Annotated in this window: 20 protein-coding genes; 18 read left to right on the top strand and 2 right to left on the bottom strand. The window is 41.7% G+C overall.

What is annotated here, in order from left to right:
• Positions 1-5 precede the first annotated feature (5 nt).
• Positions 6-755: a 23S rRNA (guanosine(2251)-2'-O)-methyltransferase RlmB gene (rlmB, locus tag ACNKW3_RS17010; protein WP_427400526.1), complete on the top strand. Its 750-nt coding sequence runs from the start codon at positions 6-8 to the stop codon at positions 753-755.
• Here the strand turns inward: rlmB and ACNKW3_RS17005 are convergent.
• On the bottom strand, positions 752-2740 hold the full coding sequence (locus ACNKW3_RS17005; protein WP_427400525.1) for a methyl-accepting chemotaxis protein: 1989 nt from the start codon (positions 2738-2740) through the stop codon (positions 752-754). The two genes, rlmB and ACNKW3_RS17005, sit on opposite strands and share 4 nt — an antisense overlap.
• A gap of 362 nt (positions 2741-3102) precedes the next feature.
• On the opposite strand from ACNKW3_RS17005, the gene rplN reads away from it, so the two are divergent.
• The 17 genes from rplN (at position 3103) to rplQ (ending at position 11571) form a co-directional block, all read left to right on the top strand.
• Entirely contained in the window at positions 3103-3471 is a 369-nt protein-coding gene (gene rplN / locus ACNKW3_RS17000; RefSeq protein WP_008846203.1) for a 50S ribosomal protein L14, read from the top strand.
• Between the two features lie 12 nt (positions 3472-3483).
• On the top strand, positions 3484-3798 hold the full coding sequence (gene rplX, locus ACNKW3_RS16995) for a 50S ribosomal protein L24 (RefSeq protein WP_427400524.1): 315 nt from the start codon (positions 3484-3486) through the stop codon (positions 3796-3798).
• A gap of 16 nt (positions 3799-3814) precedes the next feature.
• Positions 3815-4354, top strand: coding sequence for a 50S ribosomal protein L5 (rplE, locus tag ACNKW3_RS16990; protein WP_427400523.1), 540 nt, complete (start codon positions 3815-3817; stop codon positions 4352-4354).
• An 11-nt stretch (positions 4355-4365) separates the two neighbouring features.
• The gene (rpsN, locus tag ACNKW3_RS16985) at positions 4366-4671 is read left to right on the top strand and encodes a 30S ribosomal protein S14 (RefSeq protein WP_427400522.1); all 306 of its coding nucleotides are present in this window, start codon (positions 4366-4368) and stop codon (positions 4669-4671) included.
• A gap of 12 nt (positions 4672-4683) precedes the next feature.
• The gene (gene rpsH, locus ACNKW3_RS16980) at positions 4684-5076 is read left to right on the top strand and encodes a 30S ribosomal protein S8 (RefSeq protein WP_427400521.1); all 393 of its coding nucleotides are present in this window, start codon (positions 4684-4686) and stop codon (positions 5074-5076) included.
• A 14-nt stretch (positions 5077-5090) separates the two neighbouring features.
• Positions 5091-5624: a 50S ribosomal protein L6 gene (rplF, locus tag ACNKW3_RS16975; protein ID WP_427400520.1), complete on the top strand. Its 534-nt coding sequence runs from the start codon at positions 5091-5093 to the stop codon at positions 5622-5624.
• Positions 5625-5633: 9 nt separating this feature from the next.
• Positions 5634-5987, top strand: coding sequence for a 50S ribosomal protein L18 (rplR, locus tag ACNKW3_RS16970; protein ID WP_427400519.1), 354 nt, complete (start codon positions 5634-5636; stop codon positions 5985-5987).
• Between the two features lie 10 nt (positions 5988-5997).
• A complete protein-coding gene (gene rpsE, locus ACNKW3_RS16965) occupies positions 5998-6498 on the top strand; it encodes a 30S ribosomal protein S5 (RefSeq protein WP_427400518.1) in 501 nt (166 codons plus the stop codon).
• A 6-nt stretch (positions 6499-6504) separates the two neighbouring features.
• Positions 6505-6684 carry a 50S ribosomal protein L30 gene (rpmD, locus tag ACNKW3_RS16960; protein ID WP_427400517.1) on the top strand — a complete coding sequence of 60 codons (180 nt, stop codon included), beginning with the start codon at positions 6505-6507 and terminating at the stop codon, positions 6682-6684.
• A gap of 3 nt (positions 6685-6687) precedes the next feature.
• The gene (gene rplO, locus ACNKW3_RS16955; protein ID WP_427400516.1) at positions 6688-7122 is read left to right on the top strand and encodes a 50S ribosomal protein L15; all 435 of its coding nucleotides are present in this window, start codon (positions 6688-6690) and stop codon (positions 7120-7122) included.
• Between the two features lie 5 nt (positions 7123-7127).
• On the top strand, positions 7128-8435 hold the full coding sequence (gene secY, locus ACNKW3_RS16950; RefSeq protein WP_427400515.1) for a preprotein translocase subunit SecY: 1308 nt from the start codon (positions 7128-7130) through the stop codon (positions 8433-8435).
• A gap of 19 nt (positions 8436-8454) precedes the next feature.
• Positions 8455-8568 carry a 50S ribosomal protein L36 gene (rpmJ, locus tag ACNKW3_RS16945; RefSeq protein WP_075607266.1) on the top strand — a complete coding sequence of 38 codons (114 nt, stop codon included), beginning with the start codon at positions 8455-8457 and terminating at the stop codon, positions 8566-8568.
• A 142-nt stretch (positions 8569-8710) separates the two neighbouring features.
• Positions 8711-9067, top strand: coding sequence for a 30S ribosomal protein S13 (gene rpsM, locus ACNKW3_RS16940; RefSeq protein ID WP_427400514.1), 357 nt, complete (start codon positions 8711-8713; stop codon positions 9065-9067).
• Between the two features lie 16 nt (positions 9068-9083).
• The gene (gene rpsK, locus ACNKW3_RS16935) at positions 9084-9473 is read left to right on the top strand and encodes a 30S ribosomal protein S11 (protein WP_427400513.1); all 390 of its coding nucleotides are present in this window, start codon (positions 9084-9086) and stop codon (positions 9471-9473) included.
• Positions 9474-9494: 21 nt separating this feature from the next.
• Positions 9495-10115: a 30S ribosomal protein S4 gene (gene rpsD, locus ACNKW3_RS16930; RefSeq protein ID WP_427400512.1), complete on the top strand. Its 621-nt coding sequence runs from the start codon at positions 9495-9497 to the stop codon at positions 10113-10115.
• Positions 10116-10135: 20 nt separating this feature from the next.
• Positions 10136-11125 (top strand): DNA-directed RNA polymerase subunit alpha, encoded by a 990-nt coding sequence (locus ACNKW3_RS16925; protein ID WP_427400586.1) that lies wholly within the window; start codon positions 10136-10138, stop codon positions 11123-11125.
• A gap of 41 nt (positions 11126-11166) precedes the next feature.
• Positions 11167-11571: a 50S ribosomal protein L17 gene (gene rplQ, locus ACNKW3_RS16920; RefSeq protein ID WP_427400511.1), complete on the top strand. Its 405-nt coding sequence runs from the start codon at positions 11167-11169 to the stop codon at positions 11569-11571.
• A 55-nt stretch (positions 11572-11626) separates the two neighbouring features.
• Here the strand turns inward: rplQ and ACNKW3_RS16915 are convergent, their stop codons facing one another.
• Positions 11627-12421, bottom strand: a complete 795-nt coding sequence (locus ACNKW3_RS16915) for a hypothetical protein (protein WP_427400510.1) — start codon at positions 12419-12421, stop codon at positions 11627-11629.
• Positions 12422-12825 lie beyond the last annotated feature (404 nt).

Below are 12825 nucleotides of genomic sequence, written 5' to 3'. Positions count from 1 at the left end.
CCTTAGTGGCCCAAACTGAAAATGTATATGGTATTCATGCCTTGGCGGCAGTACTTGCAAATGAGCCAGAGCGTGTATTAGAAATTTTTATTGCTAAAGGCAGAGACGAAGAACGATTGCATCAAATCGTTAATCAAGCGCGCAAACATGGCATAGCGATAAATTTTTGTCATCGTAAAACCTTGGATGACAAAGCAAAGGGTGAACAACATCAAGGTGTGCTTGCGCGAGCTAAGCCTGCTCGAGTGTTAGATGAAAATGACCTCAAAGGACTGCTGGAACAAACTGCCTCATCCAGTTTGTACTTAGTGCTGGATGGTGTAACAGACCCGCATAATTTAGGGGCTTGTTTGCGAACAGCAGACGCTGCTGGGGTTAAAGCAGTGATTGTACCTAAAGATAAATCAGCGAATCTAACTCCAACAGTACGAAAAGTAGCGTGCGGTGCCGCTGAAGTAGTGCCACTTATTCAGGTTACTAACCTTGCTAGAACCCTTAAAATGATGCAACAAGAAGGGGTCTGGATCATAGGAACAGCTGGTGAAGCTTCGCATTCGTTGTATGAAGAAAACATCAGTGGCAAGATTGCGTTGGTGATGGGCGCAGAAGGTAAGGGCATGCGACGTTTGACCCGAGAAACCTGTGATCAGTTAGTCAAACTGCCCATGGCGGGTTCAGTATCAAGTCTGAACGTGTCTGTGGCCACGGGCATTTGCTTGTACGAAATTGGTAGACAGCAACGTTTAGCGAATTAACTCACTTTAAATTTGTTTATATTTCCCAGCATTTGTTTAAATATCTCATTGACACTTTTGACTGCTGTGTTGTTGGTGTTACTGGCGTTGAGCATATGTTCAGCGCCACTATCAACTTGCAAAATGCCAGATTTAATCTGAACAGTGACCGCAGATTGTTCTTCAACCGCCATAGCTACCGAGTTAATGGATTGGTTAAGCGCTTCAATATTGGTGAATAACTTATCTACGTTCTGTTTGTTTTCTGAAACATTAACTGTAGAACTTTTGGTTAATTCCAAACAACGGCGCATATTCGTCGAAGCTTTTTGAGCGCTACCCACTAGTTTTTCGATCATTTGATTGATTTCTTCAGTAGAGTCCTGAGTACGTTTTGCTAAAACTCGCACTTCATCAGCTACCACAGCGAAGCCTCTACCTTGCTCACCTGCCCGGGCAGCTTCAATAGCTGCATTTAATGCTAATAAATTGGTTTGTTCAGCTATAGATTCAATGGTCTGTAATATGCTGCTAATTTCACTTGTGTTGGCAGCAACCTCTTCAACCACACTACTGGAAACACCAATTTCACTTTCAAGCATAGTAATAGAATCTGTAATTTCGCGTATTTTGTTGTGACTCACTTCACCTGCTTTGGTCAATTCACTGGTGACCATTGCTGAATTATTCATATCGGCAGAAATAGACACTGATGATGTTGATAATTGCTCTATAGCTGTCACCATTTCAGTGGTTTGATTGCGTTGAATTTCCGCCTCTGATACAACAGTATTGCTCGCTTCGTATATTTGTTTTAGAGAATCATTGGATGTAAAGGTATTGGCTTTTATGGTTTTCATGCAATCACTGATGTCATCCAAGTGTTTATTTAAGCAGGTAGCTATCTCTGAAAGTTCATCTACGCTGTTGTCGTTCAACCTAAGTGTAAAGTCTTTTTTGACTGAAATTTGGATTAGCAGATCTTTGATATTTTTCACTCTCGTTGTGATTGACTTTCGTACTTTAAAACCAAACCAGACTACAGGGATAATCAACACTATAGAAAGGATCAAAAACGTATTTCTAGTAATAGTGGCATCGCTAATTTTTTCATTGGACAATGTGACCAATGTTGATTTTGTAATATCACTTAATTTCTTAATGTCTTGAATACGTTTTGTGGCAATCGCAAACCAATTGGAAGGACCTGCAATATTGGTTAAATCTTCACTTGAGGCAAATTCATTAATCACTTGGGCGACTTCTTGCCAATGACTTCCCTTAGCCATTGATGCATAGGTGGATTTCAACTCAGGTGTGGCCCAAGATAAAAATAACCTTAATTGAGTTGTTTCTAAATCAATGTAATTGGTGATTTGAATTCTTTGTCTAAGGCTTATAGAGCCTCTACTAAAAGCCCCGTTTAAAGCGCCTCTGTATTGGCCTGCGCGTTCTTTTGAATATAACAAACTCAGGTTAGTATTGAATAATTGGCTGGCATCAGCATCACTCAGTTTAGCTCCTATGTTTAATATTGCGTCTAATGCTTGCTGATTCAGATGTGAGTAATATGCAAAGGCACCTTTACCATCGAGTGCATCTATTTGTTGACGAATCACGGCTTTTTCTTTCAAAAGGGCCAGAATATTGGTTCTAATTTCTGAAAAGTGCAGGGGTGAAAATACGTTAAGTTGTTTGGGATCAAAATTAACAAGAGCTTGTTGTGCTGCATCAGCCTTTTGACGGGCCGCTAACATTTGTTCCTTTCCACTAATGCCTTGGCTACCAAGAAAGCCCGCACTAGTACCCCTTTCGACCGCATGATTATGTGCAATATCATCAAGTAAATCAGATACTAGAATGACATCAGACGTAAGTTGTCTTTCTTTGATGTATTGATTGTAATGTGTCCATAAAACCCCCACAGTGATAAGCAGCAGGATAGCAGGTAGCACGCTTATGATTGTAATGGCTTGGGATACTTTAACTTTTGCTAATAATGACATGTGATTAAGTTCCAGTGTAAACATAGGATGTAAAGCTTGAACAAGAAGCTCTTGGTAAACGTGCATTGATGCTGTTTTCGACACAACTAATATTTGTATCGTCTAAGAATGGCGGTTTTTTAATACTTTTGGCTAATAAGTTGTAACTTGGTGATGATTAAAAATTAAATCCTAGGCTATGAATAAAAAATAACCAGATTATTTAAAAATAATTGCAATTAGGACTATCGTTTAGTTAACAGTTCTGTTATAGTTTCGCGCCCTTTTTATGGGGGTATGGTCTATTGGTCTTACGAAAGTGAGAATAATAGCGGCTTAATGACTCAATTTTGAGTTGAAATTTAACAGCGGAGCACTAACTAATGATCCAAATGCAAACTAACCTGGACGTAGCTGATAACAGCGGCGCTCGCAGGGTTCAGTGTATTAAGGTTCTTGGTGGCTCGCATCGCCGTTATGCACATATCGGTGACATCATCAAAGTTACTGTTAAGGAAGCAATTCCTCGCGGTAAAGTAAAAAAAGGTGACGTTCTGAATGCAGTGGTGGTGCGTACTAGGAAAGGCGTTCGTCGCGCAGATGGTTCAACCATTCGTTTCGATAACAACGCAGCTGTATTGCTTAACGCAAACAAGCAACCTATTGGTACGCGTATCTTTGGTCCGGTCACACGTGAGCTTCGAGGCGATAGCTTCATGAAGATCATTTCATTGGCCCCAGAGGTACTATAAGGAGTCACGATAATGGCTAGAAAAATTCGTCGTGATGATGAAGTAGTCGTATTGGCGGGTAAAGACAAAGGCAAACAAGGCAAAGTTCTTCGTGTTGTCACTGAATCTGACCGCGTTTATGTTGAAGGTGTAAATGTCGTTAAGAAACACCAAAAAGGCAACCCACAAATGGGCGAGCCTGGTGGAATTATCGATAAAGAAGCACCTATTCATGTGTCTAATGTAGCGATTGTTAACCCGGCAACGGGCAAAGCAGATCGCGTAGGTTTCCGTTTGGAAGAAGGCAAAAAAGTGCGTTTCTTCAAATCAAACGGTGAACTAGTTTAATTTATTGGAGTGTACGATGGCGAAACTGCATGATTTCTATAAAGAAACAGTAGTAGCTGAACTTGCAAAGCAGTTCGGGTACAAAAGCGTCATGCAAGTCCCTCGGATTGAAAAAATCACCTTAAACATGGGTTTAGGTGAAGCAGTAGCTGACAAGAAAGTACTAGAATCTGCGCAAGCAGATATGGCTGCTATCGCTGGTCAAAAGCCAGTTGTCACTGTTGCAAGAAAATCTGTAGCGGGTTTTAAAATCCGTGAAGGTTATCCGATTGGCTGTAAAGTAACCCTACGTGGAGAGCGTATGTGGGAATTCCTTGAGAGATTAATCTCAATCACAATTCCTCGTATCCGTGACTTCCGTGGTTTGAATCCTAAGTCATTTGACGGGCGTGGAAACTACAGCATGGGTGTGCGTGAGCAAATCATCTTCCCTGAAATTGACTTTGATAAAGTTGATAAAGTGCGCGGTATGGATATCACCATTACCACTAGCGCAGCGACAGACGATGAAGCGCGTGCACTATTAAGTGCATTTAACTTCCCGTTCAGAAAATAAGGTGTAGGGTTATGGCAAAAGAATCAATGAAAGCGCGTGACGTTAAGCGTGCTAAATTAGTTAAGAAGTATTCTGCGAAACGTACTGCTCTTAAAGCAGTGATCAACGACGTGAATTCTTCTGACGAAGAGCGTTGGGACGCTGTTCTTAAGCTACAATCACTTCCACGTGATTCCAGTCCTTCACGTCAACAAAATCGTTGTCGTATAACTGGACGTCCACATGGATTCCTACGCAAATTCGGACTATCTCGTATTAAGCTTCGTGAAGCTGCAATGCGTGGTGAAGTCCCTGGCCTTAAAAAAGCCAGCTGGTAAGGAGTAGCTAATATGAGCATGCAAGATCCTATCGCGGATATGTTTACCCGTATTCGTAACGGCCAAATGGCTAATAAAGTTGCGGTTACTATGCCATCTTCAAAGCTACGCATTGCGATTGCAAAGTTGTTGCAAGAAGAAGGTTATATTGTGGGCTTCAAAGTTGAAGGTGACGTCAAGCCAGTGCTTGAAGTTAGCTTGAAATACTTTGAAGGTAAAAGAGTTATTGACACCATCCAACGTGTAAGTCGTCCTGGTCTGCGCATCTATAAGAAAAAAGATGAGCTTCCAAAAGTACTTGGCGGCCTTGGAATAGCTATCGTGTCTACCTCTAAAGGTGTGATGACTGACCGTGCTGCGCGTAAAGCAGGCATGGGCGGTGAGATCATCGGTTATGTAGCGTAACGGAGGAGAATAGAATGTCACGTGTAGCAAAAGCACCCGTAACTATCGCGTCTGGCGTTGAAGTGAAAATCGACGGACAAGAAGTTACAGTAAAAGGTTCCAAAGGTTCTCTTACTCGTGTGTTTAATGACGCAGTTGAAATTACTCAAGAAGACGGTCAAGCAAAAGTTCTTCCTCGTGAAGGTTTTGCAGATGGCTGGGCTCAAGCAGGTACAGCTCGCGCATTATTAAACGCAATGGTTGTGGGAGTCACAGAAGGTTTTGAAAAGAAACTCCAACTTAACGGTGTTGGTTACCGTGCTCAAGCACAAGGTAGCAAACTAAACCTTACGTTGGGCTTTTCACACCCAGTAGTCTACGAAATGCCGCAAGGTATCACCGTAGAAACTCCGACTCAAACTGAAATCCTTGTTAAAGGCAGTGATAAGCAGGTTGTCGGTCAGGTCGCAGCTAACATTCGCGCATATCGTCCACCAGAGCCATATAAAGGCAAAGGTGTTCGTTACGCAGATGAAGTTGTTCGTCGTAAAGAAGCCAAGAAAAAGTAGGTGGGTGAGATGGATAAGAAATCAGCTCGTTTACGTCGCGCGACTCGTGCACGTAAAAAAATCAGCGAACTTGCTGTACATCGTTTGGTTATAAACCGTACCCCACGTCACATCTACGCTCAGTTAATCGCGCCTAGCGGTTCTGAAGTGTTGGTTGCAGCTTCTACTGTAGAAAAAGATCTTAAAGGTGATCTTAAGTATACCGGCAACGCAGAAGCAGCAGCCGCTGTGGGCAAAGCGATCGCAGAACGAGCTATCGAAAAAGGCGTCAAAGAAGTCGCATTCGATAGAAGTGGGTTCAAATATCATGGTCGTGTGAAAGCACTGGCTGATGCCGCTCGTGAAGCGGGTCTTCAGTTCTAGGAGTTGAATAATGGCTAAAGTAGAAGTTCAAAATGGTGAACTGTTAGAGAAGCTAATTGCTGTAAACCGTGTGTCTAAAGTTGTTAAAGGTGGTCGTATCTTTAGCTTTACTGCACTTACAGTTGTTGGTGATGGTAACGGCCGTGTAGGTTACGGTTACGGAAAAGCGCGTGAAGTTCCAGCTGCTATTCAAAAAGCAATGGAAAAAGCACGTCGCAACATGGTAACTGTAGACTTAAATGGTCACACTCTACAGCATCCAATTAAAGGACGTCACTCAGGTTCTAAAGTTTACATGCAGCCTGCATCTGAAGGTACTGGTATTATTGCCGGTGGTGCGATGCGTGCAGTACTTGAAGTAGCTGGTGTACAAAACGTTCTTTCAAAATGCTACGGCTCAACTAACCCAATCAACGTTGTTCGTGCAACTATCAATGCTCTTGTAGAGATGAACTCTCCAGAGAAAGTTGCTGCAAAACGTGGATTGCCAGTTGACGAAATTTTGGGGTAATCGAACATGGCGACGATTAAAGTAAAGCAAACTAAAAGCGCAATTGGTCGTTTACCTAAGCACAAAGCCACTTTAGTGGGCCTTGGCTTACGTAAAATCGGTCAGGTTCGTGAACTTGAAGATACACCATCGGTACGCGGTATGGTCAACAGTGTAAACTTCATGGTTGAGATCGTAGAGGAGTAAGAGATGAAATTAAATACTATTGCTCCCGCACCTGGAGCTAAAACCTCAGGTAAGCGTGTTGGTCGTGGTATCGGCTCTGGTTTAGGTAAAACTGGTGGTCGCGGACACAAAGGTCAAAAAAGCCGTTCTGGTGGCACAGTGAAGCCAGGATTTGAAGGTGGTCAGATGCCAATTCAGCGTCGTCTACCGAAATTCGGTTTTACGTCGCGCGTTTCACTAGTAACTGATCAAGTGACATTAAGCGAAATCGCAAAAGTTGAAGGCGATGTTGTTTCTCTTGAAACTTTGAAAGCTGCAGGTCTTGTTAAGAAAGAAATGCAGAATGTTAAAGTTATCAAGAGTGGCGAAATCAGTCGCGCTGTAACTATCAGTGGTCTTAAGGTAACTAAAGGCGCGCTGGAAGCGATTAATGCTGCAGGCGGTAAAGTAGAGGAATAACCTAAATGGCGAAACCAGGACAAGGTTCAAGTGCAGGCGGTTTAGGCGAGTTAAAATCGCGCTTGTTGTTCGTACTTGGCGCAATTTTCGTGTTTAGACTTGGTTCTTATGTTCCAATTCCAGGCATCAATGGTAACGTGTTGTCTCAAGTCTTCGAGCAACAAACTGATACCATTGTGGGCATGTTTAACATGTTTTCTGGTGGTGCGTTAGAACGGGCATCTGTACTAGCGTTAGGCATAATGCCTTACATTACTGCATCGATTATCATGCAGTTGTTATCGACTATGCACGAACCGCTAAAAGAGCTTAAAAAAGAAGGTCAATCAGGTACACGAAAAATTAGCCAATATACGCGCTACTTAACGTTAGTACTTGCAACTTTCCAGTCCATTACTATCGCTTTAGGTTTACCTAGTATGATTCCAGGGCTTGTTATAGATCCAGGCCCTGCGTTTATATTCACCGCGATCGTGAGTTTGGTTACCGGTACCATGTTTTTAATGTGGTTGGGCGAGCAAATTACTGAGCGTGGTATAGGTAACGGTATATCTATTTTGATATTTGCAGGTATTGTTGCCGGACTTCCAACAGCGATTGGTCAAACTGCTGAACAAGCTAGACAAGGTGACATTAATATCTTGTTCTTGATTGTATTAGGAGTGATCATCCTGGCGTTGACTTACTTTGTTGTTTTCGTTGAGCGTGCTCAGCGTCGTATAGTGGTAAACTATGCGAAACGTCAACAAGGTAGAAAAGTATTTGCAGCACAAAGCACTCATCTTCCTTTGAAGGTGAATATGGCGGGTGTAATTCCTCCTATCTTTGCGTCTAGTATAATACTTTTCCCGAGTATGCTTTCGGGTGTAGTTGGTCAAAATGAAACATTTTCATTTTTAACTGACGTATCTTTAGCATTATCTCCAGGTCAACCTCTGTATGTAATTTTGTATGCAATTACTATCATCTTCTTCTGTTTCTTCTATACAGCGTTGATGTTTAATCCAAGAGATACTGCAGATAATTTGAAAAAGTCTGGTGCGTTTATTCCAGGGATTCGTCCTGGTGAGCAAACGTCACGATATATCGATAAAGTGATGACTAGGTTGACCCTAGCTGGTGCTCTCTATATTACTTTTATTTGTTTAGTGCCTGAATTCTTACTGCTATGGTTTAACGTTCCGTTTTACTTTGGTGGTACATCATTACTCATTATTTGTGTAGTGATTATGGATTTCATGGCTCAGGTGCAGACCCATTTGATGTCACATCAATACGGGGATGTTCTTAAGAAAGCTAACCTTAAAGGTTAGGTATTTACGGAGTGATGTAATGAAAGTTCGTGCATCCGTTAAAAAGATTTGCCGTAACTGCAAGATCATTAAACGTAACGGCGTTGTTAGAGTGATCTGTGTAGAGCCAAAGCATAAGCAAAGGCAAGGTTAATCTCATTAAAAACTGGTCTAGTCCGGTCACATTGATTATTTAATCGGTGTGACCTTTAGACTTTATTTGCAATTTAGTTACTGGGTAAGTATCCTAACGGGCTTTTTAGGCTGGTAACTTATTAATTAGAGGAGTGCAGTTAATGGCCCGTATCGCCGGCATTAACATTCCTGAGCACAAGCACACTGTGATTGCACTACAGTCGATTTTCGGCATTGGTGCAACACGCGCAAAAGAAATTTGCGTAAACGCGGGTGTTTCAGAGTCTACCAAGATTAAAGACTTGGATGAGACGACTATTGAAAAACTTCGTGAAGAAGTTGCGAAATTTACCGTTGAGGGTGACCTTAGACGTGAAGTTTCAATGAGTATTAAACGTTTGATGGACCTAGGTTGCTTCCGTGGTATTCGCCACCGTCGTAGCTTACCTCTACGTGGTCAGCGCACCAAAACTAATGCGCGTACCCGTAAAGGTCCTCGTAAACCTATTAAAAAGTAAGCGAGGGAGATAAACTATGGCTAAAACACCTACTCGTGCGCGTAAACGCGTAAAACGTCAGGTCGCAGACGGTATGGCTCATATCCATGCGTCTTTTAACAACACTATAGTGACTATCACTGACCGTCAGGGTAACGCTCTAGCTTGGGCAACCTCAGGTGGTTCTGGTTTCCGTGGTTCACGTAAATCTACTCCTTTCGCTGCACAGGTTGCTGCTGAAAGAGCAGGCGTGGCTGCACAAGAATACGGATTGAAAAACATCGAAGTATTCGTGAAAGGTCCAGGTCCAGGTCGTGAATCTGCAATCCGTGCATTAAATGCTACTGGTTACAAGATCACTAATATCACAGACGTGACGCCAATTCCTCATAATGGATGTCGTCCGCCTAAGAAACGTCGCGTTTAGACGAACAGTTGGAGAAAGATCATGGCTAGATATTTGGGTCCAAAACTCAAACTAAGTCGTCGTGAAGGAACCGACTTGTTCCTTAAGAGCGGCGTAAGAGCAATTGACAGCAAGTGTAAAATTGACACTGCTCCTGGTCAGCACGGTGCCCGTCGCGGTCGCTTGTCTGATTACGGTGTTCAGTTGCGTGAAAAGCAAAAAGTACGTCGTATGTATGGCGTATTAGAAAAACAATTTAGAAACTACTACAAAGAAGCAGCGCGCCTTAAAGGCAACACAGGTGAAAATCTGTTGCAACTTCTTGAGCAGCGTCTAGACAATGTTGTGTACCGTATGGGTTTCGCAAGCACACGTGCAGAAGCACGTCAGCTTGTTAGCCATAAGGCGATCCTGGTAAATGGAAAGGTTGTTAATATTCCTTCTTTTTCTGTGAAAGCAGAAGATGTAGTTGCTGTTCGTGAAAAAGCGAAAAAGCAATCACGTATTGGTGCAGCTCTTGAGCTTGCTGATCAGCGTGAAAAGCCTACATGGTTGGAAGTTGACAACACTAAACTGGAAGGCGTTTTCAAACGCATGCCAGAAAGAACGGATTTGTCTGCGGACATAAACGAACAATTGATTGTCGAACTTTACTCTAAGTAAAGCATAACTAAAGAGGAAACATCGTGGGTTCAGTGACCGAATTCCTAAAGCCAAGATTAGTTGAAATCGAAAACGTTTCATCTACTCGTGCAAAAGTAACACTTGAGCCATTAGAGCGTGGTTTTGGCCACACTCTTGGCAATGCATTACGTCGTATTTTACTTTCTTCTATGCCTGGTTGTGCAGTTACGGAAGTAGAAATTGACGGTGTATTACATGAATACACAGCGAAAGAAGGTGTACAAGAAGATGTTCTAGAAATCTTGTTAAACCTTAAAGGCCTAGCAGTTAAATTAGAAGGCAAAACTGAAGCAACGCTTAGTTTAGTTAAATCTGGTGCTGGTCCTGTAGTAGCTGGTGACATTCAGCACGATGGAGACGTTGAGATCGTTAATCCTGAGCATGTCATTTGCAACCTTACTGGTGATGCTGAAATCAGCATGCGCATAAAGGTAGAAATGGGTCGTGGTTACGTACCGGCTTCATCTCGTCGTTCCTCTGAAGATGATGATCGTCCAATTGGTCGTTTATTAGTTGATGCTTCATACAGCCCAGTAGAGCGCATTGCTTATAATGTAGAATCTGCACGTGTTGAACAACGTACAGACCTTGATAAGCTAATTATCGATATGGAAACTAATGGAACTTTAGATCCAGAAGAAGCCATTCGTCGTGCTGCTACAATCTTCGTAGATCAGTTAGGCGCATTCGTAGAATTGCGTGATATTTCTGTTCCAGAACAGAAAGAAGAGAAACCAGAATTTGACCCAATCCTACTTCGTCCCGTTGACGATTTAGAATTGACGGTCCGTTCTGCAAACTGTTTGAAAGCTGAAGCTATCCAATACATTGGTGACCTGGTACAGCGTACTGAAGTTGAACTTCTTAAAACACCAAACCTTGGTAAGAAGTCACTTACAGAAATCAAAGACGTACTTGCTTCTCGCGGATTATCTTTAGGTATGCGCCTAGAGAATTGGCCGCCAGAAAGCATCGCTGAAAAAGACTAATCAGGTTATTGGTAAACTGATTTTTAGAGAAGGATAGAGCTATGCGCCATCGTAAGAGTGGTAGACAGTTAAATCGCAATAGCAGTCACAGACAAGCTATGTTTAAAAACATGGCTGGTTCATTAGTTAAGCATGAAGTTATTAAGACTACATTGCCTAAAGCTAAAGAATTACGTCGTGTGATAGAGCCTCTTATCACATTAGCTAAGCAAGATAGCGTTGCAAATCGTCGTCTAGCTATGGCAAGAACTGGTGATAAAGAAGTGGTAGGTAAATTATTCAATGAACTTGGACCTCGTTATGAAGGGCGTCCTGGTGGTTACAGCCGTATTTTGAAGTGTGGTTTCCGTGCAGGTGACAATGCTCCAATGGCTTACGTTGAATTAGTTGACCGTCCAGTTGTTGAAGTTGAAGAAGAAGCAACTGAAGAAGCTAGCGAAGAGTAATTTAACTAGACATTAAAAAACCCGGTTTGTACCGGGTTTTTTTATATCTAAAATTTTAATCTTGGTAATGTTGATCAATTAAGGCAACAATTTCAGTTTCAGACAAGCCACCTTTTATTGCGCTTTCTTTCACTAATTGAGCATCAACTTGGTGTTGGTGTGCTAATTGTACTAACCTTTCTACTGCTTTTGGATAATCGGCCAATTGTTCCATTGAAGTGATTATCAATTCTTGACTCTTTTCTTCATCTTCTTGAACAACCGCTAACAAGGCATCTAAAATATAGTTACCTACATAGGGCACTTCTTTAATAGTTGTAACTAAAATTTCCATAGTTCTATTTGGATAAGCAGTTACTAGCTTTTGTGCAATTTGATCAGCAGAATCTGGTTCACTTTGGACTGCTGTCTTAACGATTTCTTCAAAATGATCAGGGGAATATTTACATGCCGCCTTGGTTGCTACTTCCGCATAACTTGGTTCCGCACTGATCGCTATAGAAACAATGTCTGCTGGATCGCTAACTTTGTATTCATTAGCTACTTTAATAATTTCATCAACATACATTGGCTGCGCAATAACACTGGCAGAAATTATTTCTTTATATTTTTCTGGATAAGTTGCAAACGCTACTTCTGCAAATTGAGTCGTTTTTTCAGGATAGCGTGCTAATAAACTACGAATAGCATGCTCAACTGAATTGGTTGAAGCAACTTGGCGTTTAAAAAAACTAACTGAGTATGGGCTAAGTTCTTTCGCTTGCTCTTTCTCTGTTTCGGTGTCCGCCAAGGACGAAAAACTACTAATTGCGAGTAATAGCGCCGTACTACAAATTGTTAAACATCTCATTATGATCACCTATCATGAATGAATTTAATTTCTTTATCGGCCTGATAAACATTTTTGAGACTACTAATCTACATTTGAGTTCAAAAAAACACAACTTTTTACGAGTATTAGTATTGACCTTTGCGTATAAATCTCTAAAATGCGCGCTCGCTGTCAAGAACCCCATTATTCAAAAGTATAGGATTCTTGAATTTGAGGATTTACGAAGATTTTAATGATTAGAAAATTATTAAAAAATATCTTCAAAAAAGGTTGACAGGAAATTGGATTCGCGTAGTATACGCATCCCGCTTGAGAGGGACTTGAAAAAGACCGCTTAAGCAGTGCAAACAACATTTGCACTTTGTTCTTTAAAAATTAGAAACAAGACAATCTGTGTGGGCACTCGTTAAGAGTGTCACAAC

Origin of the sequence: Glaciecola sp. 1036 (assembly GCF_050306235.1) — a bacterium.
Lineage (GTDB): Bacteria > Pseudomonadota > Gammaproteobacteria > Enterobacterales > Alteromonadaceae > Glaciecola.
This window is presented reverse-complemented; position numbering and strand designations above follow the sequence as displayed.